Annotated in this window: 20 protein-coding genes; 7 read left to right on the forward strand and 13 right to left on the reverse strand. The window is 65.1% G+C overall.

The window, feature by feature from the left end; translation table 11 throughout:
* Window positions 1-19: 19 nt before the first annotated feature.
* The 3 genes from ACVWZT_RS23990 to ACVWZT_RS24000 are packed head-to-tail and all read right to left on the reverse strand — an operon-like array spanning window position 20 to window position 5621.
* The gene (locus ACVWZT_RS23990) at window positions 20-3160 is read right to left on the reverse strand and encodes an efflux RND transporter permease subunit (RefSeq protein WP_457471805.1); all 3141 of its coding nucleotides are present in this window, start codon (window positions 3158-3160) and stop codon (window positions 20-22) included.
* Between the two features lie 15 nt (window positions 3161-3175).
* A complete protein-coding gene (locus ACVWZT_RS23995) occupies window positions 3176-4375 on the reverse strand; it encodes an efflux RND transporter periplasmic adaptor subunit (protein WP_457471806.1) in 1200 nt (399 codons plus the stop codon).
* Window positions 4368-5621 (reverse strand): TolC family protein, encoded by a 1254-nt coding sequence (locus tag ACVWZT_RS24000; RefSeq protein WP_457471808.1) that lies wholly within the window; start codon window positions 5619-5621, stop codon window positions 4368-4370. Before ACVWZT_RS24000 ends, ACVWZT_RS23995 begins: the two co-directional genes overlap by 8 nt.
* Window positions 5622-5836: 215 nt before the next feature.
* On the opposite strand from ACVWZT_RS24000, the gene aroQ reads away from it, so the two are divergent.
* Window positions 5837-6286 carry a type II 3-dehydroquinate dehydratase gene (gene aroQ, locus ACVWZT_RS24005; RefSeq protein WP_296230270.1) on the forward strand — a complete coding sequence of 150 codons (450 nt, stop codon included), beginning with the start codon at window positions 5837-5839 and terminating at the stop codon, window positions 6284-6286.
* Window positions 6283-7131, forward strand: coding sequence for a shikimate dehydrogenase (locus ACVWZT_RS24010; protein WP_296230272.1), 849 nt, complete (start codon window positions 6283-6285; stop codon window positions 7129-7131). The genes aroQ and ACVWZT_RS24010 overlap by 4 nt, the downstream gene beginning before the upstream one ends.
* Window positions 7132-7207: 76 nt before the next feature.
* On the opposite strand, the gene ACVWZT_RS24015 is transcribed toward ACVWZT_RS24010, so the two are convergent.
* Window positions 7208-7744, reverse strand: a complete 537-nt coding sequence (locus tag ACVWZT_RS24015) for a thioredoxin family protein (RefSeq protein ID WP_296230273.1) — start codon at window positions 7742-7744, stop codon at window positions 7208-7210.
* The gene (locus ACVWZT_RS24020; protein ID WP_296230276.1) at window positions 7734-8009 is read right to left on the reverse strand and encodes a DUF2790 domain-containing protein; all 276 of its coding nucleotides are present in this window, start codon (window positions 8007-8009) and stop codon (window positions 7734-7736) included. Before ACVWZT_RS24020 ends, ACVWZT_RS24015 begins: the two co-directional genes overlap by 11 nt.
* A 222-nt stretch (window positions 8010-8231) precedes the next feature.
* On the opposite strand from ACVWZT_RS24020, the gene ACVWZT_RS24025 reads away from it, so the two are divergent.
* The 4 genes from ACVWZT_RS24025 (at window position 8232) to ACVWZT_RS24040 (ending at window position 11611) form a co-directional block, all read left to right on the forward strand.
* On the forward strand, window positions 8232-8972 hold the full coding sequence (locus ACVWZT_RS24025; RefSeq protein WP_457471811.1) for a response regulator: 741 nt from the start codon (window positions 8232-8234) through the stop codon (window positions 8970-8972).
* A complete protein-coding gene (locus ACVWZT_RS24030) occupies window positions 8969-10255 on the forward strand; it encodes a sensor histidine kinase (RefSeq protein WP_457471813.1) in 1287 nt (428 codons plus the stop codon). The genes ACVWZT_RS24025 and ACVWZT_RS24030 overlap by 4 nt, the downstream gene beginning before the upstream one ends.
* A 235-nt stretch (window positions 10256-10490) precedes the next feature.
* Complete coding sequence (locus tag ACVWZT_RS24035; RefSeq protein WP_457471814.1) at window positions 10491-11108, forward strand: ferric reductase-like transmembrane domain-containing protein; 618 nt, start codon at window positions 10491-10493, stop codon at window positions 11106-11108.
* 14 nt (window positions 11109-11122) lie between these two features.
* Entirely contained in the window at window positions 11123-11611 is a 489-nt protein-coding gene (locus tag ACVWZT_RS24040) for an HvfX family Cu-binding RiPP maturation protein (protein WP_296230289.1), read from the forward strand.
* A gap of 38 nt (window positions 11612-11649) precedes the next feature.
* Here the strand turns inward: ACVWZT_RS24040 and ACVWZT_RS24045 are convergent, their stop codons facing one another.
* From ACVWZT_RS24045 to ACVWZT_RS24075, 7 genes are all read right to left on the reverse strand, one after another.
* Entirely contained in the window at window positions 11650-12348 is a 699-nt protein-coding gene (locus ACVWZT_RS24045; RefSeq protein ID WP_457471816.1) for an HvfC family RiPP maturation protein, read from the reverse strand.
* The gene (locus ACVWZT_RS24050) at window positions 12341-13189 is read right to left on the reverse strand and encodes an HvfB family MNIO-type RiPP peptide maturase (RefSeq protein ID WP_457471817.1); all 849 of its coding nucleotides are present in this window, start codon (window positions 13187-13189) and stop codon (window positions 12341-12343) included. The genes ACVWZT_RS24045 and ACVWZT_RS24050 overlap by 8 nt, the downstream gene beginning before the upstream one ends.
* Window positions 13190-13264: 75 nt before the next feature.
* Window positions 13265-13756 (reverse strand): HvfA family oxazolone/thioamide-modified RiPP metallophore, encoded by a 492-nt coding sequence (locus ACVWZT_RS24055; RefSeq protein WP_296230294.1) that lies wholly within the window; start codon window positions 13754-13756, stop codon window positions 13265-13267.
* Between the two features lie 170 nt (window positions 13757-13926).
* The gene (locus tag ACVWZT_RS24060; RefSeq protein ID WP_296230296.1) at window positions 13927-14478 is read right to left on the reverse strand and encodes a DUF4174 domain-containing protein; all 552 of its coding nucleotides are present in this window, start codon (window positions 14476-14478) and stop codon (window positions 13927-13929) included.
* Between the two features lie 182 nt (window positions 14479-14660).
* Window positions 14661-19187: an NEL-type E3 ubiquitin ligase domain-containing protein gene (locus tag ACVWZT_RS24065; protein WP_457471819.1), complete on the reverse strand. Its 4527-nt coding sequence runs from the start codon at window positions 19185-19187 to the stop codon at window positions 14661-14663.
* A gap of 132 nt (window positions 19188-19319) precedes the next feature.
* The gene (locus tag ACVWZT_RS24070) at window positions 19320-21680 is read right to left on the reverse strand and encodes a DNA polymerase II (RefSeq protein ID WP_457471820.1); all 2361 of its coding nucleotides are present in this window, start codon (window positions 21678-21680) and stop codon (window positions 19320-19322) included.
* 121 nt (window positions 21681-21801) lie between these two features.
* Window positions 21802-22992 (reverse strand): MFS transporter, encoded by a 1191-nt coding sequence (locus ACVWZT_RS24075; RefSeq protein WP_457471821.1) that lies wholly within the window; start codon window positions 22990-22992, stop codon window positions 21802-21804.
* Window positions 22993-23110: 118 nt separating this feature from the next.
* Here ACVWZT_RS24075 and ACVWZT_RS24080 point away from each other — a divergent pair, with 118 nt between their 5' ends.
* A complete protein-coding gene (locus ACVWZT_RS24080; RefSeq protein ID WP_296230302.1) occupies window positions 23111-24007 on the forward strand; it encodes a LysR family transcriptional regulator in 897 nt (298 codons plus the stop codon).
* Here ACVWZT_RS24080 and ACVWZT_RS24085 read toward each other — a convergent pair.
* Window positions 23988-24908: a LysR substrate-binding domain-containing protein gene (locus ACVWZT_RS24085; protein WP_296230303.1), complete on the reverse strand. Its 921-nt coding sequence runs from the start codon at window positions 24906-24908 to the stop codon at window positions 23988-23990. The two genes, ACVWZT_RS24080 and ACVWZT_RS24085, sit on opposite strands and share 20 nt — an antisense overlap.
* Window positions 24909-25033 lie beyond the last annotated feature (125 nt).

Here is a 25033-nt window from a genome sequence, read left to right on the forward strand (position 1 = left end):
TTTGCGGCCCCCGACAGTCTCAAACCTCCTGCCCCTCTTCACGCCGGTACGCCCACTGGTACAACGCCGGTAACACTAGCAAGGTCAGCGCGGTGGACGACAGAATGCCGCCAATCACCACAGTCGCCAGCGGCCGCTGCACCTCCGCCCCGGTCCCGCTGGCCAAGGCCATCGGAATGAAACCCAGCGACGCCACCAGTGCCGTCATCAGCACCGGTCGCAAGCGCGTCAGCGCCCCCTCCTCGACCGCCACCCGCAACGTGCGCCCTTGCTCGCGCAGGCCACGGATGAAGGCAATCATCACCAGCCCGTTGAGCACCGCCACCCCCGACAAGGCAATGAACCCCACGCCGGCGGAAATCGACAGCGGAATGTCGCGCAACCACAGCGCCAGCACCCCACCCGTGAGGGCGAAGGGAATGCCGGTGAACACCAGCAGGCCATCCCTGAGGTTGTTGAACATCATCAACAACAAGGCCATGACCAGCAGCAAGGCCACCGGTACCACCACCTGCAGGCGCGCGGCCGCCGACTGCAGCTGCTCGAACTGGCCACCCCAGCGCGTCCAGTAACCCGGTGGTATCGGCACCTGTTCGAGCAGGGTCTGTTCGGCCTCCTCGACGAACGAGCCCAAGTCCCGCCCACGCACGTTGGCGCTGACCACCACCACCCGCTTGCCATCTTCGCGGCTGACCTGGTTCGGGCCCAGTTGCAAGTTCAGGGTGGCCACTTGCGACAACGGAATGAAGCCGATCGGCCCGCCGCCGGCATTGGCCGGTACCGGAATCAACAGGCTGGCCAGCCCGTCGACATCCGTGCGCAGGGTTTCCGGCAGGCGCACGACCATGTCGAAACGGCGGTCGCCTTCGTACAGCGTACCGGCCGTGCGGCCGCCCACGGCGATGGCGATGGCGTCCTGCACCTCACCGACGTTCAGGCCATGCCGGGCCGCCTTGTCACGGTCGATGTCGATGGTCAGCACGGGCAGGCCGGTGGTCTGCTCGACCTTCACTTCGGATGCGCCCGGCACACCCTGCAGGCTGCTGGCGATCTGCCCGGCGGTGCGGTTGAGCACGTTCATGTCATCGCCGTACAGCTTCACCGCCACATCGCTGCGCACCCCGGAAATCAGCTCGTTGAAACGCAGCTGGATGGGCTGCGACAGCTCATGGTTGCTGCCCGGCACGCTGGCCGCGGCACGCTGTACTTGGGCAATCAGTTCCTCTCGCGGCTTGCCCGGGTCCGGCCATTGCTCACGCGGGCGCAACATCACATAGGCATCGGAGATGTTCGGCGGCATCGGGTCGGAGGCGATCTCGGCGGTGCCGGTTCGGGCGAACACCCGCTGCACTTCCGGCACCTGGGCAATGATTGCCTGCTCCAGGCGCTGCTGCATGTCCACCGACTGCGACAGGCTGGTACCCGGCACACGCAGGGCCTGCAGGGCGAAGTCGCCCTCGCTGAGGCTGGGGATGAACTCGCTGCCCATGCGGCTGGCCAGCAATCCGGACAGCAGCACCAGGCTGGCGGCGGCGGCGAACGCCAGCCGGCGTCGGGCCAGCACCCAGGCCAGCAGCGGCGCATAGCGCTGGCGCGCCGTGCGCATCAGCAAGCCTTCTTCTTCCTTGACCTTGCCGGTGACGAACAGCGCAATGGCCGCCGGTACGAAGGTAACCGAGAGGAGCATCGCACCGAGCAGGGCCATGACCACGGTAAAGGCCATGGGGTGGAACATCTTGCCCTCCACCCCGGTCAGGGCAAAGATCGGCAGGTACACCACCATGATGATCAGCTGCCCGTAGAGCAGCGGCCGGCGCGCCTCGCGGGCGGCGGCGAACACCTCATGGAAGCGCTCGGCACGGGTCAGCATGCGTCCACGGCGTTGCTGGGCATGGGCCAGGCGACGGATGGCGTTCTCCACGATCACCACCGCGCCGTCGACGATGATGCCGAAGTCCAACGCACCAAGACTCATCAGGTTGGCGCTGACCTTGTTGCCGAACATGCCGCTGAAGGTGAACAACATCGACAACGGGATGACCATGGCAGTGATCAGCGCGGCGCGAACATTGCCCAGGAACAGGAACAGCACGGCGATGACCAGGATGGCGCCTTCGACCAGGTTCTTCTTCACCGTGGCGATGGCTTTCTCCACCAGGTGGGTGCGGTCGTACACCGTCACGGCAACCACGCCCTTGGGCAGATTGCGGTTGATTTCCACCAGTTTGGCGGCAACCGCCCGGGATACCGCACGGCTGTTCTCGCCGACCAGCATGAACACCGTGCCCAGCACCACTTCCCGGCCATTTTCGGTCGCCGCGCCCGAGCGCAACTCCTCACCCAGGCTTACCTGGGCGACATGGCTGACCCGGATCGGCGTGCCATCGGCGGTCGAAATGACGATGTTGGCGATGTCCTCCGCCGACGCCACCTGGCCCGGCGCGCGGATCAGCCATTGCTCGCCGTTGCGCTCGATATAACCGGCGCCGACGTTGGCGTTGTTGCGTTCCAGCGCCGCGACCAGGTCGTTGAGGGTGAGCTTGTATGCCGCCAGGCGCTTGGGCTCCGGTGCAATCAGGTATTGCTTGGCATGGCCACCGATGCTGTTCACCTCAGCCACCCCCGGCACCGTGCGCAACTGTGGCTTGATGATCCAGTCCTGGATCACCCGCAGGTCGGTGAGGGTGTAGGGCGTGCCGTCCTCCTTCAGGGCACCCGGCTCGGCCTCCACTGTCCACAGGAATATTTCACCCAGCCCCGTGGAAATCGGCCCCATGCCGGCTTCGATGCCGTCGGGCAGCTGCTCGCGGGCCACTTGCAGGCGCTCGTTGACCAGTTGCCGGGCGAAGAACAGGTCGGTGCGGTCATCGAAAATGACCGTGACCTGCGACAGGCCCGAGCGCGACAGCGAGCGGGTCTGCTTGAGCCCGGGCAGGCCGGCCATGGCGGTCTCGATGGCAAAGGTGATGCGCTGTTCGGTCTCCAGCGGCGAAAAACCGGGCGCGGCGGTATTGATCTGCACCTGGACGTTGGTGATGTCCGGTACAGCATCGATCGGCAGGTTCTGGTAGCTATGGATACCCACCGCGGCCATCAGGACCACGGCCAGCATCACCACCAGGCGCTGCTCGATGGCAAATTGGATCAGGCGTTCGAACATGCTGGAGTTCCCCGATCAATGGCTGTGTGCAGCCGAGCCTTTGCCCAGCTCGGACTTCAGGACAAAACTGCCGGCGGCGGCCACCTGGGTACCGGCGGCCAGGCCGCTGGTGATTTCCACCTGGCCGGCGTCACGCCGACCGGTCTGCACCGGGCGGGCCTCGAAACCTGCTTCGCTGCGGGCAAACACCACGGTCTGTTCCTCCCAGGTTTGCAATGCGCTTTCCGGCACCACCACGGCAGCCCTGAAGCGCTCGAGGCTGACGGCAACATTGACGAACAGCCCGGGGCGCCAGGCGCCGTTGGGGTTGGCCAGGCTGACGCGGACAGTGGCGGCGCGGTTCTGCTCGCCGAGCAGGTTGCCAACGTAGTTGACCTTGCCCTCGACCCGGGCGCCGAGGTCCGGTGCGCTGACCGTGACACTGCGACCGGTCACCACCTTGTCCAGGTCGCGCGGGGCCACGGCAAAGGTGGCCCAGACCCGGTTCAGGTCGGACAGGGTGAAAGCGTTACTGGTCGCATCGACCACTTCACCCACGCTCAGGTGCTTTTCCACCACCACCGCATCGAACGGCGCACGCAATTCATAGCGATTACCGGCACCGGCCGGGCCCACGGCGGCGAGCTTCTGCCGGGCATTGGCCATGGCGATCTCGGCCTCCTGCAGCGCCTGGCGAGCCTGCAGGTAGTCCTGCTCGGCGCTGATGCGTTCCTGCCACAACTGTTGCTCGCGCTGGAAGGTCAGACGCGCCAGTTCCAGGCGGCGCTGGGCGGCCTGCTGTTCGCTGCGCAGGTCGGATATCTGCTGGCTGGCAATCACCGCCAGCACCTGGCCACGCTTGACCGCCTGGCCCAGTTCGGCCTGCACGGCCGCGACCACGCCCGGCACACGCGGCACGACATGCGCCGTGCGGTCTTCGTCGAAACGGATCTCACCCGGGAAGCTGATGGCATTGCCCAGTTCGCCTGGGCCGGCGGTGGCCAGCTGTACACCGGCAGCTTCGATCTGGGCGCGGCTCAAGTGCAGCTTGCCCGCTTCCTCGCCATGGCTTTGGCCGGCCGGTTCTTCGCCATGGCCGTGGCTGTCTTCGCCATGGTCGTCGGGAATGGCTTGTGCACTGGAAGCCTGGCCGAGGTTGCTGGTCCAGACCAGGCCCGCGAGGCCGAGTGCGGCAAGCGCTGCGACCAGAAGGGCGATCTTGCGTGGATTAGTCATTGTTGCTCCTGCTGTGCGGGTATTTGCCGAGGTCGTCGAGGTCGCCATAGATCCGCTCGATCTGCGCCCGCGCGTCGGTCGCCGAAGCCAACGCCTCGAGGTACAGCCCGCGCGCCTCGATCAACGTGCGCTGGGCGTCGAGTACATCGAGGAAGGCGAACTTGCCCATTTCGAAGCCGCGGGTGGCCGTGTCCACCGCCTGCTGCGCAGCCGGCAGGATGGTGCGGTCATAGGCCTGCACGTCCTGCATGGCCGTCGCCCACTGGCCGACAGCATTGCGCGTTTCACTGCGCAGACGCAGCGCCACGCCATTACGCAGATCCCGCGCCTGGTCGGCCCGGCGGGCTGCGGCCAGCACGTTGCCCTGGTTGCGGTCGAACAACGGCAAGGGCAGCGACAGGCCGACCACATTGACCCGCTCGCGATCTTCGCGGCTGTACTGGCTACCAAGGCTGACGGTGAGGTTGGGAATACGCAGGGCCTTCTCCGAGCCGAGGGACGCGTCGCCGCGCTCGACCTGGGTAGCAGCCAGGCGCCATTCGACAGTCTGCTCGACCTGGTCGAGCAACGCGTCAACGCTGGGCGCTGCGCCAGGGGACAGGTTGGCCGCCTGCAATTGCCCGAAGCTTGCCTGCGGGCTGCCGGTCAACCGTGCCAGGGCCTGGTAGGCCACGCTGCGCTGGGTGCGCGCGCGGCGCACTGCAGCCTCGGCTTGCGCCTGCTGCACCTGGGCGCGGGTAACTTCCACGGGTGATGCCTGGCCGGCAGCTACCCGCCCCTGCACCACCCGTAGCCCACGCTCGGTCAATGCCTGCGATTGTTGCGCCAGCGCCACCGCGGTTTGTGCGCGCAACGCAGCGTGGAAAGCCTGCACCACATCGGCGCGCAGGCCATTACGCTGGCGTTCGAGGTCAAGCTGGGCAATGGCCTGGCCGGCCTTGGCCACGGCAATGCGCGCGCCACGCTTGCCGCCCAGCTCCAATGGCTGGCTGAGCGTGACAGTGGTGGTGCTGGTGTCGCGGCGAGTGTCCTCCCGCTCCCAGGCCAGTTCCGGGTTGGGGATCAGCCCGGCCTGGCGCCGCTCGCCATCGGCGATGCCGATTTCCCGGCCAGCCGCAGCCAGCTCGGGGTTGTGGGCAAAGGCGGCGGCCAGCGCCTCGGGCAGGCTCAGGCTCTGGCTGGCCTGGGCGCCGGCGGCGCCCGCCAGCAACAGGCAAAGCAAGGCGATCTTGGGCGGGATGGGCACGTAACGGCTCCTCGTCGACGAACGTTGGCGAGGCACTGTAGAGAGCGCTGCTTATCGGGGCGGTGGCGTGGAAATTACAATTTCGTAATCAGTATTGCGGACACTGTGGTTCGATAATCGCCCACTTTTGCGGAGCCAGGGCTTGGCTGGATTGACTAAACTAACCAGTCGGTACATAACTGGATGCATCCAACAACAACAAAGCGATGCTCGTCATGAAGCCTGTCATTCTCGTGCTCAATGGCCCCAACCTGAACATGCTGGGCACCCGGGAGCCTGCCCAGTATGGTTACGAAACCCTTGCCGACCTGGCGCAGGGGTGTGCCGACACAGCCCAGGCCCATGGCCTGGAAATCGAATTCCGCCAAACCAACCATGAAGGCGAACTGATCGACTGGATCCACGCCGCCCGTGGTCGCTGTGCCGGCATCGTGATCAACCCCGGAGCCTGGACCCACACCTCGGTAGCCATCCGCGACGCGTTGGTCGCCGCCGAGCTGCCGGTCATCGAAGTGCATCTGTCCAACGTGCACAAACGCGAACCCTTCCGTCACCTGTCCTTCATATCGTCCGTCGCCGTCGGGGTGATCTGCGGCCTGGGCAGCCACGGCTACCGCATGGCCATCAGCCACTTCGCCGAAATGCTCCGGGAGCGCACTGCATGAGCCCGCAAGCCATTCTCGCAGGCCTGATCGGCCGTGGCATACAGCTGTCACGTACCCCGGCCCTGCACGAACACGAAGGCGATGCGCAAGCTCTGCGTTATCTGTACCGACTGATCGATGCCGACCAGCTGCAACTGGACGACAGCGCCCTGCCCGGCCTGCTCGATGCCGCGCAGTACACAGGCTTCACCGGGCTCAACATCACCTACCCGTTCAAGCAGGCAATCCTGCCGCTGCTCGACGAGCTGTCGGAAGAAGCCCGCGGCATTGGCGCAGTGAACACGGTGGTACTCAAGGACGGCAAGCGGGTCGGCCACAATACCGACTGCCTCGGCTTCGCCGAAGGCTTACGCCGTGGCCTGCCCGATGTGGCCAGGCGCCAGGTGGTGCAGATGGGCGCCGGTGGCGCAGGTTCGGCCGTGGCCCATGCCCTGCTGGGAGAAGGCGTCGAGCGGTTGATGCTGTTCGAGGTGGACGCGGCCCGTGCGCAGGCCTTGGTGGACAACCTCAATACCCACTTCGGCGCTGGCCGCGCCGTGGTCGGCAGCGACCTGGCTACCGCACTGGCCGAGGCGGACGGCCTGGTCAACACCACCCCGGTGGGCATGGCCAAACTGCCTGGCACACCGCTGCCGATAGAGCTGCTGCATGCGCGCCTGTGGGTGGCGGAGATCATCTACTTCCCGCTGGAAACCGAACTGCTGCGCGCGGCCCGGGCCTTGGGCTGCCGCACGCTGGATGGCAGCAACATGGCGGTGTTTCAGGCGGTGAAAGCGTTCGAGTTGTTCAGCGGACGGCAGGCGGATGCGGCGCGGATGCAGGCGCATTTCGCCAGCTTCACCTGACCGCACAGCCTTGCGCTGCACCGGTGGCAGCGGCCTTGCATGACACAAGGTCGCTGCCGCAGTCGATGCAGGCCACTCATCCGTTCTCTTCCAGCAACGCCTGTATCACCTGCTCCTGCCCGGCATAATCGCCCTCGCCAAAATGCACATGGCGCACCTGGCCCTTGCGGTCGACGAAGTAATGCGCCGGCCAGAACTGGTTGCCCCAGGCATTCCACACCTTGTAGTCGTTATCCACCGCCACCGGGTAACCGATGCCCAGCCGGGCCACCTTGTCACGCAAGGTGCCGACATCGTGCTCGTAGTCATATTCCGGCGTATGTACCCCGACCACTACCAGGCCCTGGTCGGCATAGCGCCGTGCCCACTCGTTCACATGCGGCAGGCTGCGCTGGCAGTTGCTGCAGTCCCAGGTCCAGAAATCCACCAGCACTACCTTGCCCTTGAGCGCTGGTGCATCCAGCGGCGCCGAATTGAGCCACTGGCTGGCCCCCGACAGCGACGGCATGGCGCCGTAGCTGTCGCGTGCCAGGAGGTGCCCGGCCAGGCCAAGGCCGGTAAGGGCCAGGGCGATACCGCCCACCTTGAGCAACCAGCGGCGATCAATTCTCATGGCAACCGCCGGTGGCGTAGGTACGGTATTGCACGCTCTGCCGCTGGCCCTGGGAGTCCAGGTAGTCCATGCGGCTGTTCACCGGACCGCAGGTATTGCTCTGGTCGTTCTGTACCGACAGGACTTTCTGAATGTCCAGGTGGTCGCCGTAGCGGTACTGCATCACCGCATCGTCATTCATCGGTGCAGTGCCAGCATGGGCGATCAGGGTGCCGACGCTGAGTACGGCGAACAGGCTGGCGCTGGCGAAGGTCTTGAAGGTCATGGCATCTCTCCTGTGTAACGCTTGGGGGGGGTGGGGAGTGCTGCTCCCCGGTCGAGAGCCATTTGACGCCCGCCAGGTATCCCGTATGTGTCGCCCAGCGTTGTGATCTGCTTCCTCCTGTATCGGTCCACGGGCCAGATACACTGCAATACAAAACCCCGCAGGCAAGCGCCCACGCGCTCGGTAAACTGCGCCCATCCCCCTTGCACAGGAACGCAGCGCATGGAACACGTCGATCACATCCTGATCGTCGACGACGACCGCGAAATTCGCGAGCTGGTCGGCAACTACCTGAAGAAGAACGGCCTGCGCACCAGCATCGTGGCCGATGGCCGCCAGATGCGCGCCTTTCTCGAAGCCAACAGTGTCGACCTGATCGTGCTCGACATCATGATGCCCGGCGACGACGGCCTGTTGCTGTGCCGCGAGCTGCGCGCCGGCAGACATCGCAACACGCCGGTGCTGATGCTGACCGCGCGCAACGACGAGACCGACCGCATCATCGGCCTGGAAATGGGGGCCGACGATTACCTGACCAAGCCATTCTCGGCCCGCGAACTGCTGGCACGCATCAATGCCGTGCTGCGCCGTACACGCATGCTGCCGCCCAACCTGACCATCAGCGAAAGCAGCCGGCTGCTGGGCTTCGGCCAATGGCGCCTGGACACTACCGCGCGCCACCTGCTCGACAGCGAAGGCACCCTGGTGGCCCTGAGCGGCGCCGAGTACCGCCTGCTGCGGGTGTTTCTCGACCATCCGCAGCGGGTGCTCAGCCGTGAGCAACTGCTCAACCTGACCCAGGGCCGCGAGGCCGACATTTTCGACCGCTCCATCGACCTGCTGGTCAGCCGCCTACGCCAGCGCCTGGGCGATGACGCGCGCGAACCCAGCTGCATCAAGACCGTGCGCAGCGAGGGCTATGTATTCTCGCTGCCGGTGCAACTGCTCGAGTCGCCTTCATGAAGTGGCCACGCACCCTCGCCTCGCGCCTGGCGCTGATCTTCTTCACCGGCCTGGTCCTGGCCTATGGCCTGTCATTCGGCCTGCAGGCCTACGAACGCTATATCAGCAGCCGCTCGATGATGCTCAGCACCCTGGAACAGGACGTGGCCACCTCGGTAGCCATCCTCGACCGCCTGCCCGCAGCCGAACGCGCCGCCTGGTTGCCGCGCCTGGAGCGACGGACCTATCGCTACCGACTGGACCAGGGCCTGGCGGGCGAAGCGATGCCCAGCAGCGACCCGCCTATGGCCGCCGATTCGATCGTCAAGGCTATCGGCAACGACTACCGCCTGACCTTTCAGGAAATACCCGGCCCGAACGTGCACTTCCAGGCGCACCTGAGCCTGGCCGACGGTGCACCGCTGACCATCGACGTGACCCCGGCACCGGTGCCGGTGGCCCGCTGGCTACCGGTGGTGTTGCTGATCCAGTTGGCCGTGTTGTTGCTGTGCACCTGGCTGGCCGTACGCCTGGCAATCGGCCCGCTGACCCGCCTGGCCCAGGCGGTGGACAACCTCGACCCGGACAAGCCGGGTGTGCAACTGGACGAGAGCGGCCCGCGCGAGGTGCGCTACGCCGCGGTGGCCTTCAACGCCCTGCAAGCGCGGATCGCCGCCTACCTGAAAGAACGCATGCAGTTGCTGGCGGCAATATCGCATGATCTGCAAACACCGATCACACGCATGAAACTGCGGGTCGAGGTGATGGATGACGGGCTGGAAAAGGACAAGCTGTGGAATGACCTGGGCGAAATGGAACACCTGGTGCGGGAAGGCGTGGCCTATGCCCGGAGCATGGACACCAGTACCGAGGCCCCGTGCCGGGTCAACCTCGACGCCTTCCTCGACAGCCTGGTGTTCGACTATCAGGACAGCGGTGCGCGGGTCGAGCGCCGTGGCAGTAGCGGCAGCCTGTTGGAGACCCGGCCGCATGCCTTGCGACGCGTGCTGGTGAATCTGGTGGACAACGCCCTCAAGTTCGCCGGGGCTGCCGAGCTGGAAATAGCCCGGGACGGCGACACGACAGTCATCTGCGTGCTGGACAACGGGCCGGGAATACCCGTTGGCGAGCTGGATGAAGTGCTCAAGCCGTTCTACCGCGTGGAGGGTTCGCGCAACCGTAGCACCGGTGGCACCGGGTTGGGGCTGGCGATTGCCCACCAGTTGATCCAGGCCATGGGCGGTCGGCTGACACTGAGCAACCGCACAAGCGGCGGGTTGTGCGCGCAGATCGAACTGAAATGACAGCTTTTGCAGGTGCGAGCTTGTTTCGCGACCGGGCTGCGCAGCGGCCCCGGGTTTACAGCTTCGCGGCATGAGCTGCCGGGGCCGCTTGGCGGCCCTGTCGCGGCGCAAGGCCGTTCCTACCAAAAGTGGTCGCGCCTCTACAAACAGATACACAACCCAACTTCCGCCGACACACTGCAGATACGCCGCTCCAACACACTCCCGGTTACAACCATATTGCGGGAGCCCCCTGATGACACCACTGACTCTACCCTCCGGCTGGAAGCTGTTCGCTGTCCTCGCCGGCCTGACCCTGGCGATGACCGCCGTGGTCCTGGCCAGCCAACCTGACCCCGACGGCCTGCGCAGCGCCATCCGCGCCACCGCGCGCAGCTCGTTCGCGCTGTTCCTGCTGGCGTTCCTGGCCTCTTCCCTGGTGACGTTGCTGCCAGGCCCCCAGAGCCGCCGCATCCTCCAGGAACGGCGCCACCTGGGGCTGGCATTCGCTTTCTCCCACACCGTGCATGGCGTGCTGATCTACCGCTATGCCCAGCAATTCCCCGAGCTGTTCTGGGCCAACCGCACGGTCACTTCCAGCCTGCCCGGCACCCTGGGCTACCTGTTCCTGTTGCTGCTCACCATCACTTCGTTCAAGGCCCCCATGCGCCTGCTGGGTGGCCGTGCCTGGCGGGCCCTGCACAGCACCGGCATGTGGGTACTGGCGGCAGTGTTCTGCCTGTCGTTCTACAAACGCATCCCCATGGGGAGCTGGTACCCGCTGGCGTTCGCCCTGATGTTCAGCGCCATCGCCATGAAACTCACTGCCAAGCTGGCCCGCCAGCAACGTCGTAACGCCCGCGCCTATTCCTGAGGAGAAAAAACAGCATGAACACGCTGACGCGTACCCTGAGCACCTTTGACCGTTTTGGCACCTGGAGCGCCGACCTGCCGTTGCGGCTGTTCCTGGCCTGGGAGTTTTTCGAGTCCGGCTGGGAGAAGTTCAATGGCAGCAACTGGTTCGCTGACTTGCAAGCCAGTTTCCCGTTCCCCTTCAACCTGCTGCCGGCGGAGTTGAACTGGCAGCTGTCGATGTGGGCAGAGCTGATCCTGCCGTTGCTGCTGTTGCTGGGCCTGGGTACCCGGCTGGCAGCAGCCGGGCTGATGGTGGTCACCGTGGTGGCGATCGTCGCGGTGCATTGGCCGGCGCACTGGTCGAGCCTGGCCGAGCTGGCCCAGGGTTATGTCATTACCGACCAGGGTTTCGGCAACTTCAAGTTGCCACTGATCTACCTGGTGGCGCTGCTGCCGCTGCTGCTCAAGGGGGCTGGGCGCTTGAGCCTGGACCATTGGCTCAGGGTGCGGTGCTGCAAGTAGATACTGTTGGGGCTGCGCAGCAGCCCCAATACCTCGCGTCAAACTGTACCGATGATGATTCCCTGCTCGCGCAGCCCTTCCAGCAATGCCAACCCTTGCATCACATCGGCGTCCAACGCCTCCAGCCGCGCCCGCCCAGTGCCCTGCTCCAGCGCCAGTAATCGGTACGCCAGCGGCGTCAGGCGAGCGAAGCGCACCTGCAACCCGGCATCGCGATAAACCAGCAACAAGGTCGCTGTCGCAGGTGCAGCCTGCGGCTGGTAATCCGCCCCGATCCGCTCCACCGGCCACCGATAGGCCAATACCCGAGCCACACAAGACAGCAGCGGCTCCCCGTCCAGCAGATTGCCCAGCGGGTCATGCGGCGGGTCCTCGGCATCGCTCAGGTACAGCTGCGCCTCGATCCACTCGTAGTGCGCCAGCTCCAGTTGCCAGGGAGCATCCAGCGGCACGCCCTGCAGGTAGTCGACGAACGCCCCGGCTATTTCGGTGAACAGTGGCGTCTGGCTGCGGTAGTTGGCGTAGAAATCATGTACGCGAGCATGCCAGCGCTGTTCGCCCAGCGCCTGGCGCATGACCGGGAAGCTGCCGGCCAGCAAGCCTTCGATGGCGCCATAGAACAACTCCCGGTACACCTTGAGCCGCCGTGCCTCCACGCCAGCCGGTGGTGCATGGCGCTGCGGGTCGCGCAGGTGGCGGGCCAGGGCGTATTGCTGTTGACGCAAGGTCTCATCCATTGGCGTGCCCTCCAGAGGTGTGCTGCAGCTGGCGAATGCGCGCCGTCTCGGCCAGCAGTTCGGCGAGCGGCGGGTAGTTGAAGTCGCGCTCGAGCACCGTCGGTTGCACGCCAAAACGCGCGCAGGCACTTGCGTACAGCGCCCACACCTCTTCCTTTACTGAGGCGCCATGGGTGTCGACCTTGAGGTCGGGCGCCTCGTCGTAGTGGCCGGCCACGTGCATGCCGACCACCCGGGCCTTGGGCAGGCCTGCGAGAAACGCCTGGGCCTGGTAACCATGGTTGCAGGCATTGACGAACACATTGTTGACGTCCAGCAACAGGTCGCAGTCAGCCTCGTCGAGCACCGCCCGGATGAAGTCGAGCTCACTCATGGCCTGGTAGGGCGCGGCATAGTAGCTGATGTTTTCCACGGCTATCCGGCGCCCCAGATGCTCCTGCACCTGGCGAATACGCGTGGCCACATGGCGCACGGCTTCATCGGTGAATGGCAGGGGCATCAGGTCGTACAGGTGGCCGTCGTCGCTGCAGTAGCTCAGGTGTTCGCTGTACAGGCGCACCTGGTAGCGCTCGAGAAAGCGCCGCGTCTGCTCGAGGAACCGCAGGTCCAGCGGTGCGCTGCCGCCCAGCGACAACGACAAGCCATGGCAGGCAATGGCAAAACGTTCGGCCAGTTGCGCCAGCCCTTTGCCGTAGGCACCGCCCACGGCAATCCAGTTTTCCGGGGCGCATTCGAGAAAGTCCACCACGCCGGCTTCCAGCGCCAGTAGTTCCGACATCAGGCCGCGGCGCAGGCCTAGCCCCGCTTGCAGAGGGGCGGCGGGTATATGGGTTGGGTACATGGAAAGATCTCCAACAGGCACAACGCCCCGCCTGGCCAGCAGGAGGGGCGTTGCGCTTACAGGTGGGTCAACGGCTCAGGGCTTGCCGGTCAAGTGGCTGAACAGGCCTTCGGGCATGCGCTTGCCATTGGCCTGGTAGATCGCCTTGAGGTGGTCGGCAGCTTCCTGTTCGGAAATGTAGCCATCGTGGTTGCGGTCGATCTTGTCAAAGTCGCCGGCACGCTCCTTGGCGACTGCAACGAACTCGTCACGCGACACCTTGCCGTCGTGGTTGGTGTCGGTTCGGGCGAACGACGCATCGCCGCACTTGCCTTCGCCACATTTGCCCTCGGCGCCGGCCTTGGCACTGGCGCCACACTTGCCCTCACCGCACTTGCCTTCGCCCTGGGTGGCCTTGGCGCTGGCCCCGCACTTGCCTTCACCACATTTGCCTTCGCCGGCCACCTTGGCCGAAGCCAGCTGGTAACCTTGGGCCAGAGGTTCGACAGCGAATGCGTTGCTGCCAAGTGCCATGCCGCCGATCAGGGCGGCGCCAAGCAGGCCGAGCGTGCTTCGTACATGTGTCATGGTGATGCTCCACTGTGGTTGGGATGTGGAGCCATTAGGCCGTTGCGGTTTGTCGGGGATGTATCGCAGAAGGCGCGGTTTTGTATGAAAACCGCTCAGCAGCGTGGCCATATACAGTCAGATACAAACCAGGCTGCAAGCGGCCCCGGCGGGCGCCGGGGCCGAGCCACTCAGTCTTCCAGCGGCTTGGGCGGCGCAGCCGGTTTGGCTGGCTTGGCCGGCTTGCTGTCCTTGGCCTTGGTTTCCGGCGCCGCGGCCACAGGCTCGGGTGCCGTGAGCGCTTTTTCGCTGGCGGGCAGCTCATCGACCGCCTTGAAGATCGTCTGTGGGTCGATAGGCTCGCCGCTGTCGTCGTCCTTGAGCACATGCCGTTCGCCGTCCTTGCCCACCAGGATCACCTTGGTACCCTTGCTCGCGCCAAGTTTCAGTTCCCGGATCAGGGCCATGGTGGTCTGCTGTTCGAGGTTCTTGTCCTCACGCTTGCCCATCATGCTGGCGACGCTGTACAGCACCAGGCTGCGTTCCTTGAACGCTGCCTGGGTGGCCGGGTCCTTCAACGCCTCGTTCAACCCGCGCAGGGTCGGGTCGGCGCTGCTCGGGGCGATAACCACCAATGGCCTGGCCTTGCCCAGTTCCTTGGCCAATGGCGCATCGCTGTCTGCGGCGAACAGCGGGCCGGCAACTGCAAGCAAGGTGGCGAGGGTCAGTGACCGAACGAGCATGTGCATCTCCTTATTCTCTCGATTAACCAAAGACTTCAGATCATGGAGAAAGATCCTACGTGCGAGCCTAAACCAACCAGCACGATCACAGCACCGGCAGAAGGTAACCCGGCATTTCCTTGACGGTGCGCCGCCCCCCGGAAAATACCAGTGCCCGAAGTTGAGCATAGCCCACTGATGCCTCATTGCCCTGCCGTCCGCGGCTCTGGAGCGGCCTCCAGGGCCTCCCGGGTAAGCGCCAGCAGCAGTGCATGGCGTGCTTGCTCACGCTCGTGTTGCAAGGTCGCGTATTGAGCCATGTACTCGGCTTCCGGCATGCTGTCGGCAGCCTCCATCAACCGGTTGGAGCGCTCCTGGTAAGGCGCATTGAACGCCTCCAGGCGCTCGGCATGGTTCCTGAGCAGATGCTCTTCCCAGAATTCGCGTGCCACCAGCGATGCGGCAAGGTGCTCTGTGGTTTCGGCCTCCTCGACCCGCACCCGCGCCTGTTCCAGGCGCTGCGCAGTCACGCCGCCAACCTCGGCGAACAGCATGTCGCCCGGCTGTGCCGGCAAGTCCAGGCTGTCGCGCAGGCCAATACGGTAGGCAAGCCCCACTTCGATTTCGTCCGGGTCCGCCCCATCGGCCCGCCTCGCCTGGATGTCCTCGAGGGCAATCCGGTCCACCTCGTCCAGGCGCCACAAACGCCGCCCCAGTTGCAGCAATGCGGCCTCTTGATTCCCTCCCGCCGCATCCACCCGTGCTCGCCAGACCAGCATATGCAGTTCCAGGTTGCTGAAGCACAACGTGACGCTGTCTTGGCACGTGAGCGTCTCGGCCGCGCGCCTGAACAGTTCTTCGCGCAACGAGCTGTAGTCGCGCATGGCAATCAGCATGCCGAACACCCGGTTCGCCAGGGCCTGGCGATGCGTACGGAAATCCGCGGTTTCCTGCAACCTGCGCAGCAGGTTGAAGAAATCCGCGGCGCCTGGCTCAGTCACCAGTTCGTCCCAGGCTGAAGACTGTTCAGGTCGCAGGGCACTATCGGCGGCATCCAGCCAACGCAGGCGGACCGAAGCCGCTGGGGCGATCACCTCCTGTTCAAGGGGTATGGCATGTGCCTGCATGAAGACCTGCAGCCGCTGGGCAGTTTCGGCAGTCAGCGGGTTACCTTCGAGCAATACGGTGCTGCTGACCCAGGCCGGTGAGCGATAGAAGCGCTGCGGCAATTCGGTGATCTGGTTGCCGCGCAGATCGGCGATTACCAGTTCCAGGCGGTCCAGCAATGCCGGGGGGAATTCGCTGATGCCAGTATTGCGCATGTGCAGCCGGGCCAGGCGGTCGAGGCGGTACAGCGGGAAAGCGCGGCCCAGTGGGTTGTACGACAGATTGACGTATTCCAGCGCCTCGCAGTTGGCAAGCGTCATGGCCTGCGAGGCATCCAGCACAATGTTGTTGCCGAACAGGTCCAGCTCGCGCAAGTGCGCCAGGCGCTGCAGGTCTGGCGGAACCCGGGTCAGCTCGTTACCGGAGAGTTCGAGCACCTGCAGGCGTGGGAAAGCACGCAAGAACCCTGGGGAGAATTCGCGTAGCCCCAGGCCCATCATCGACAGCTCGTGCACGTGGCCGAAGCTGACCTGTTCCGGCAACTCCGGCAACCTTTGCAGGGTCACTGCCCACAGGCTCAGGCGATACCCCGAGGGCAGGCCTTCCACCCCGGCCGTGCGAATAGCGCTGCGTTGCCAGCAATTGACCAGCGTATCGCGCAGGTAGCGGCGTTCTCCGCGTTCCAGGGTACTCGTGCCCATCTGGATCCAGGCGTGCAGATGGGTCTGCAGCGTTTCCAGTTCACGCATGAGGCTGGCCACTTCATCCTCAGGACGGCGCCCAGCCTGATGTGCGTCGTTGATCCAGGCAAGCACCTGCGCGTCGGTATACGAAGAGTAGATCGCACGCAACGAGGCGAACACCCCCTGCGGCCTGGCACGCCGCCCGGAACCCTCGCCGCGTCCACTCAGCGGGTAGCCAATGCGCCCGTCCGGCAGCCGCCGGGGTGGGCGGAACCAGCTGGCCGGTTCGGCGTGGCCCAACAGACGGCGTATCAGCGCCCGTTGCTGCAAGGCCTGGCGCCCGACCAGCACGCGCAGGTTATGGGCGAAGGGGTCCCCCACGCCCAAGGCAGCCTGCTGGCTCTCATCGTACGCAGCAGCGATCACCGCAAACAGTTCACCTGGCTCTCCGAGCACGCCATGTGCGCCGTGTAGCTGGAACTGGCCGTGCAGATGGACCAGGTCGAAACAGCCCTCGCACTGCTCGCTGCCCGCCAGCATTGGCCCGTCGAGCGCCCCTTCGAACAACCGCCAGCGAACGCTGCGGGCCAGCCCTGGCAGTTGCTCGCTCAAGCCCAGCACGGCCCTGGCCAGATCAGCCCCCTGTGGCGTGTCCAGAAAAAGCCCTTCGTATACCCGTATCACCCGTACTTCCAGCGCGGCTTCCCGGGCTGCGGCGGCGAGGTTCAGCGACACCCGCCCGGTGTCGCGCAGCCGTTGCCGGTCAGCCGGCCGCGCATCACGCAGCAAGGCGGCGGCTTGCCGGTCATGCAGCCCCGGGAACAACCGGCGCAAGGTCGCGACATCCTGCCCTTGGCTGCCCTGCTCTGCGACGTATACGCGCTCGAACAACGCCCGTCGCCGGGCCCAGGCCAGCTCGGCCAGCGCCTGGTCACTGAGCCCCACCGCGCCTGGCAACCTGCGGGCATGTTCCAGCACGGCAGTATCGATGACCTGCACACCACCGCGCAGTTGGCTGACCAGCTGGCGGATGCGCCGGTCCAGGTTGAAGCGCATGGCGCTGTCGCGCATGCCTGCACCGGGGGCATGGCCATGCACATGCAGGCCGCGAAGTTGTGCACTGTCGAGGGCATGGGTCGCCATGAAGAGCCCCACATCATCGTCATCGAGCCTGGCAAATTCGCCCCCCAGGCGACGTAGCAGATAACCTTGGCCGTCCCACTGCGCGGGCTGTTCGCACCACAGCCGCCAGGCACCGGCACCATTGTGCTGCAGACGCGGTGCATGGCCGGCCCGCGCCCGCAGGCGCCACTGCCCCGGTAGCCGGTCCGCGACGACCGCGTAATGATGACCGTCCATTTCCACCCAGGCCTGCTCGCCCAGTCGCTGGATACCCTCGCTGTCGGCTGCGCTCGCCTGCGCCGGTAGCACGCTACGGAACGCTGCGAGGGCCGGCTGCCACAAACGCCTGGTGCCATCTTCGAGCCGCACCGGGACCAGGCTGTCGACCATTGCCGACCTGTTCCAAAGGCTGCGCACGGCGCTGGCACCCGCCACCGTTGCGGCCATCACTGCCACGTCGGACGCCACATTCAGCACATGGTCCAGCGCTTCGCTGGTATCGCCCTCATGCCAGGCTTCGATGCCATGGAACACTTCTCCCAGCAGTTCCCACGCAGTCACTGCCAGCAGGCCGACACCGATCACCGGTACGAACAATGCCGCCAGGTTGAGCAGGGCCCAGCCTTCGGCAGCCAAGCGCTGGTCATGAGCCCTCTGTTGCTCGGCATCGACGCTGCGGGTAGGCACCGCGATCATCGCAGCGTCATCCATCAGCTGCTCGATGCGCGCCCGGGCCAAGGCTTCGAACACTGGCTCAGAAAGGACTTGCGTATGTTCCCCGAGGCTGATGTTGGCCAGGTCGGAAACTCCCTGGTAGCCGGCAATTACCGCAGCGAAGAAGGTCTGGCTGTCGCGTCGGCGAACGAAACGGCTGAAAAAGCGTTGGTACTGCGGGGTTCGCAAGCGCTTGCCCAAGGCGTTGGCGAAATGTCGCAAGTCGGGGAATGCCCGCCAGGCGCCCTGCGGGTCACCCGGAATGTGCACCAGAACCCGCGCCGTGCTGCTGTAAAGCGGGCTGAAAGTTTCATCGCGCACATCGAGCACGACGACCTGTTCAAGCCAGGTACCCAGCAGTTTCAGACGCTTGGCCTGCACCGGTCGCCCGTCAAGCTGCAAGGGCGCGTACAGTCCGCAGAAGTCCACCAGCAGCTGGTGCTCCGCTTCGCTGACCTGGCCGCTGATCCAGGCGACATGCGCATCGACCAGCATCGCATAGCGCTGCGCCCGGGCAATCAGCGACTTTACCTTTGGCATCGCGTCATCGCTTGCAGGCGGCTGCAGGATCGACCTCAGGTGATCCTGATACTGCCCACCCAGGTCGAGGCTGCGACACAGCGCGGCGAAATCGCAGGCAGTTGGCAAGGTGTGCTCCGCCGCCCCCAGCAGGCCATTACCGATGGGTTGCCCACCCTTTATCGCCTGGTCAGCCGTGAAATTGCGCAGTGCGGCCTCAAGCAGGGGGATCTGTTCATAGACCACCGTGGTCAGGTGGCTGCCCACCGGCTGATCGTTGATCACCGGCTCACGGCGGCCCTGGCGAAACTGCAGGGTCCCGATGTCGATCGTCGCGGGCAGGTTCAACGCTGCTTGCAGCAACGGCCTGGCAAACCGGTCGATGCCCTGGATCTGCCCAAGCACCGCACTGACGCGCTGGCGGAAGTACAGGCTCAGGGTCATGGCCTGCGCCAGCGCCTGTACTTGCGCCGGGGTGGCCGAAGCCAGCCAGCCCGGCAAGCGCTGCGCGATGATTGCGTCTTGGAAGGCCTGCTCTGCAGTCATGGGCGGATGTAGCGGTTGGTCGGTGCTGCCAGGCATCATGCGTGTCTCCGTTGGATGAAGACCCGAGCCTAAGCAGCTGGCAGACAAGCCGGCGGCTAGATAGTTAATACCTGGCTGCCATCAACCTCAGCGCAGCTGGATGATGTGCAACAGGCCGGCTGCCACACCGGCTCAGAACAGCGGCAATTGCTGATCCACAAGGGCACCGAAACCCTCTCCCACGAACGGCAGGATGGCGTCGGCCACCGGTTGCAGCTGGCGTGACAGATAATGCTCATAGTCGACCGGCGCCTGCAGGTTCTCCAGCGGTTCCGGGCCGGCAGTGGTCATGACATAGCTGATCCAGCCACCGCGCTGGTACTGCAGCGGACGGCCCAGGCGGCGGTTATAGTCATCCGCCAGGCGCGCGGCCCGCACATGCGGCGGCACGTTGCGCTGATAATCGGCCAGCGGCCTGCGCAGGCGCTTGCGGTACACCAGCAGGCTGTCGAGTTCGCCAGCCAGGGTCCGTTGCACATATTCGCGCAGGTAGTCGCGAAATGGCTCGCCACGGAATATCCGCCCGTACAGTTCCTGCTGGAACTGCCGGGCCAGCGGCGACCAGTCGGTGCGCACCGACTCCAGGCCCTTGTAGACCATTTCTTCGCTGCCATCGGCGCGCTGCACCAGGCCAGCGTAACGCTTCTTGCTGCCTTCGTCGGCGCCGCGGATGGTGGGCATCAGGAAACGCCGGTAATGCACTTCGTACTGCAGTTCCAGCGCGCTTTCCAGATGCATCTTTTCGCGCAGGTGTTCGCGCCACCACTGGTTGACCAGGGCCACCAGCTCACGGCCGATGCGGGCCGCGGCCTGATCCTCATGTGGCCCTTTTAGCCAGACGAAGGTGGAGTCGGTATCGCCATAGATCACCTCATACCCCTGGGCTTCGATCAACGCCCGGGTCTGGCGCATGATCTGATGGCCGCGCAGGGTGATCGACGAGGCCAGGCGCGGATCGAAGAACCGACAGCCGCTGGAACCGAGCACACCGTAGAACGCATTCATGATGATTTTCAACGCCTGTGACAGCGGCGCGTTGCCCTCGCGCTTGGCCGCTTCCCGGCCTTGCCATACCCGCTCGACGATGGCCGGCAGGCAATGCTGGCTGCGCGAAAAACGCGCCCCCCGAAAACCTTCCACTGAATGTTCGTCGTCGGGCAGGCGCAAACCTTCGACCAGCCCGACCGGGTCGATCAGGAAGGTACGAATGATCGACGGGTACAGGCTCTTGTAGTCCAGCACCAGCACCGAGTCGTACAGGCCGGGACGCGAATCCATGACGAAACCACCAGGGCTGGCTTCCTCGGGGCGGCTGCCGAGGTTGGGGGCGACGAAGCCCAGGCGGTGCATCTGCGGGATGTACAGATGACCGAACGCCGCCACCGAACCGCCGCTGCGGTCCACGGCAAGGCCGGTGACCGACGAACGCTCGAGGAGGAAATCGAGCAGGCGGGTATGGGCGAAGATGCGCGTGACCAGTTCGCAATCCTTGAGGTTGTAACGTGCCAGGGCCGGTTTGTCCTCGGCGAAACGGCGGTTGATTTCATCCATGCGCTGGTACGGCGTGTCGATGGCCTTGCCTTCGCCGAGCAACGTCTGAGCAACACTTTCCAGGCTGAACGACGGGAAGCTCCAGGTTGCCGAACGCAGTGCCTCGATACCGTCGATCAGCAGCCGGCCCGGGGCATCGGCGAACACGTGGCCGCCACTGGCGTGGCTGCGCAAGCTCAGCGGCGCGCCATTACGCCCCAGTATCAGCGGCACCTGCAGCAGTCTGGCGTGTTCATGCAACAGGCGCAGGTCGAACTGGATCAGGTTCCAGCCGATGATCGCGTCGGGGTCATGCGCGGCGAACCACTGGTTGAGGCCAGTCAGCAGCTCGGCGCGGTCGGCACAATAGTGCAGGGCAAAATCGAGGTCATCGGCCACGCCATTCGCCGGGCCGAGCATGTACACCTGGCGCTGCCCGCAACCTTCCAGAGCAATGCTGTACAACTCGCCACGCTCGCTGGTTTCGATATCCAGCGACACCAGGCGCAGCGGTGGTCGATAAGCCGCAAACGGCTTGAGCTGGGCATCGCACCATACGCCCTCGGCATCAGCCTGACCGGTGAACTGCACCGGGGCAGTGATGAAGCGCTCCATCAGGTAGCGCTCGGGCGGGCGGATATCGGCTTCGAACACCTCGATACCGGCCGTGCGCAGGCGTTGCTCCAGTTGCATCAACTGCCGGTGCTGGCGGCAGTACAGGCCCAGCACCGGGCGCTGGTCGAAGTCCTTCAGCTGCAACGCCCGCAGCTCCACGCCGGGTTCGTTGCCCAGCAAAACCCGGGCATGCGCTTCCTGCGCCTGGGGAATGAACGCCACCGACACCTGCGGCGCCAGGCGCAACAGCCGCGGCCCCTGGTCGGTGGCCAGCCAGAACTCCACACAGGTGCCTTCGGGCGTGTCATGCCAATGCCGGGTCAGGACAAAGCCCTGCTGCAACTCCACCGCGTCGACCTCTGATCGTTTGTTGTGCTGATCGTGGCGATTCTACCTCTGACGCACCATTGCCGCGTGTTTTTATAGGATGCTGGCTGGTCGGCGACAGGGGCGGACCAGTGAAAAGCGCCTAACGAGCGCCCGTCACGAACCCATTGCGCCGCCCGGCCAAGGCCAACAGCCAGGCAACCCCGACCAGCCCCAGCACCACTGCGCCAAACCACTCCACCCCGGCCCCGCTCAACAACACCCCGCCAATGATCCCGCCCAGGGCAATGGCGCTGTTCCACACCGTCACCAGCATCGACTGCGCCACATCCCCACCCTCGCCAGCCGCATCCGCACAGGCAGTCTGCAGCAGGGTCGGCGCGCCACCGTAGGTCACGCCCCACAAGGCGATGCCCAGGTACATCAGCCACGACGACGCCTGCCCCAACAGCAGCGTGGCCAGGGCAAAGCCGGCCAGGCTCAGCAACACCAACAGGCGTAGATGCCGATCCACCAGCCCTCCCACCAGGCCGATCCCGGCCAGGGCCGCCAGGCCAAACACCATCAGCACCGGGCCGATGTCGGCGGCCATGCCGGCGGCTGCCAGCAACGGCACGATGTAGGTGTAGAGAATGTTATGGCCCAGGATCCAGCAGAGGATCACCAGCAGCACCACCGCCACCCCCGGCGTGCGCAGCACCTGCAGGGTCGCCGGACGCTTGCCGACGACGTGCCCCGGGTAATCCGGCACTGACCGCAGCACCCAGGCCATCAGTACTAGCGCCACCCCGGTGACCACCATGAACGTGGCCCGCCACCCCAGCCCCGCCCCCAGCCAGGTGGCGATCGGCAGCCCGAGCGACAAGGCAATCGGCTGGCCGAGCATCGCCACCGCCATGGCCCGGCCCTGCAACGCCACCGGCACCATGCGCCGGGCATGGCCGGCAATCAGCCCCCAGGCCAGCCCGGCCGCAGCGCCGGTGAAAAAGCGCAGGACCAGGCTCAGGGTGTTGGACGACGACATGGCCGTCAGCCCGTTGAACAGCACGAAACCGCCGATCGCCAGCAACAGGGCGCGGCGGCGGTACCAGCCCTGGGTCAGGGTCACCAGCGGGATAGCCGTCAGCAGCGAGCCCATGGCATACGCGGTGACCCATTGCCCGGCCATGGCCTGGCTGATGTGCATGCCATCGGCGATCTGGTCGAGCAGGCCGGCCGGCAAGGTTTCACTGAGGATGGCGATGAAGCCGGTCATGGCCAGCGCCAGCAGCCCGCCGAGCGGGAAACGTTCACTGCCGGCGGCCAGCAGCGGTGCGGAGGATGTCTGGGACATTGCAGATGCCTTGAGTAGGAAAACCAGGCGGACAGTCTGCAAGCCAAGGCCATTGCGGAAAAAGGTGGTTACAATGCCGCTCACCCAGGACACCGGTGTCCGCAATCAGAGATACAGTATGGACAGCCTCAGCGGCTTCGTAGTCTTCAATCGGGTCGCCGAAACCCGCAGTTTCGTCGCTGCCGGCCAGTCGCTGGGCATCAGTGCCTCGGCCGTCGGCAAACGTGTGGCGCGCCTGGAAAGCCGCCTGGGTGTGCGCCTGTTCCACCGCAGCACGCGCAGCATCACCCTCACTGCCGAAGGCGCGCTGTTCCTCGAACGCAGTCGGCGCATCCTGGCCGAGATCGAGGCCACCGAGCAGGAACTGTCCCAGGCCAGCGAGACCCCGCGCGGTCGCCTGCGGGTGAGCATGCCGCAGGTCACCGGCCTGGTGATGCCGGCGCTGGCCGAGTTCATGGCACGTTACCCGCAGGTGGAGCTGGACCTGGACTTTTCCGACCGCATGGTGGACATCGTCGGCGAAGGCTTCGATGTAGTGATGCGTGGCGGGCAGCCGGGGGATTCACGGCTCAATGCCAAGTTCCTGGGGCACTTCCAGCACTGCCTGGTGGCTTCGCCCGAGTACCTGCGCGAACGCGGCACGCCCAGGCACCCGCGCGACCTGGCGGCGCACACCTGCCTGCACTACCGCTTCCCCAGCAATGGCAAGCTGGAAACCTGGCCGCTGCGCCAGGAGCACCCCGAGCAGGGCTATGACATCCCCATCTCGATGGTTTGCAACCATGTCGAGACGCGCGTCTGCTTTGCCGTGAACCACCGCGGCATCACCTGCCTGCCGGACTTTACCGTACGCCGCGAACTGGCCAGCGGTGCGCTGGTCAGCGTACTGGACAATTTCATGGAGCGGCGCGGCAGCTTCTACCTGCTCTGGCCGTCAGGGCGACAAATGCCACCGAAACTGCGGGTATTCATCGACTTCATGCTCGAACGCGTATTCAATCGTACAGGTAGTTGATGTCCTTGCAGGCCAGCGCCGGCACCTGGCCGAGCAGGAACTCGCGCAATTTGTGCATCTGCCGCGCCTTGGGGCTGGCCTTGAGCCAGGTCATGTAGTAGCCGTCGCCAGTCGCCACCGCGTGCTTGAACGGCGTGACCAGGCGCCCCGCCCCCAGGTCGGCGCTGGCCAGCACCAGGTCTACCACCGAAATACCCAGGCCTTGCTGGGCGGCAGAAATGCCTTGGTCAAGGGTATCGAACACTTGGCCGTGGTCGATGCTTATGTGCAGCGCGTCCATGCGTGCCAGCCAGCGCCGCCAGTCACGCCGGTCGGGCGACGGGTGCAGGAATTCGCACTGGGCGAGGTCGGCCAGGACCGGTTGCGCCTGGGTCATGTAGTCGGGGTGGCACACCGGAATCAGCCACTCGTCGAACAGCTTGAAGCTCTCGATATCGGCGGGAAAACGCCCGTTGGCCAGCAGGATCGCGCAGTCGTAGGGCTCGGAATAGAAGTCCACGCTGTCGATGTCCATCCACACGCTGGACAATTGCACGCTGCAGTTGTCCTCGACCTTTTTGAATGCATCCAGTGCCCGTAGCAGCCAGCGCACGGTGAGCGTGGACGGGGCTTTCAGGCGCAGGCCGTAGCGGTCCTGGCGCAGCAGCGCGCAGGCATTTTCGATGATCTTGAAACCCACCTTGAGCTCTTGCGCCAGCAGGCGGCCGTGCTCGGTCAGCGCCAGTTTCGGCCCGCGCCGCTCGAACAGGTCACAACCGAACATGGCTTCGAGCGTCTTGATGTGATGGCTGACGGCCCCTTGGGTCAGCGCCAGTTCTTCCGCGGCACGGGTAAATGAGCCATAGCGAGAGGCCACCTCGAAGGCACGCAGTGCGTGCAAGGCCTGAATCCGTTCCGACATGGCGACGCTCCGAGCATGAATGAGACTAATAGTAGGTCATAGTTCCACGCGTTTTACAACGCCCGGATCGTCTCGGAAAATGCAGGTAAATAACAAAGATAACCAAGATCCTGCCTGCATGTGAC

The organism is Pseudomonas sp. TE21394, from assembly GCF_054057835.1.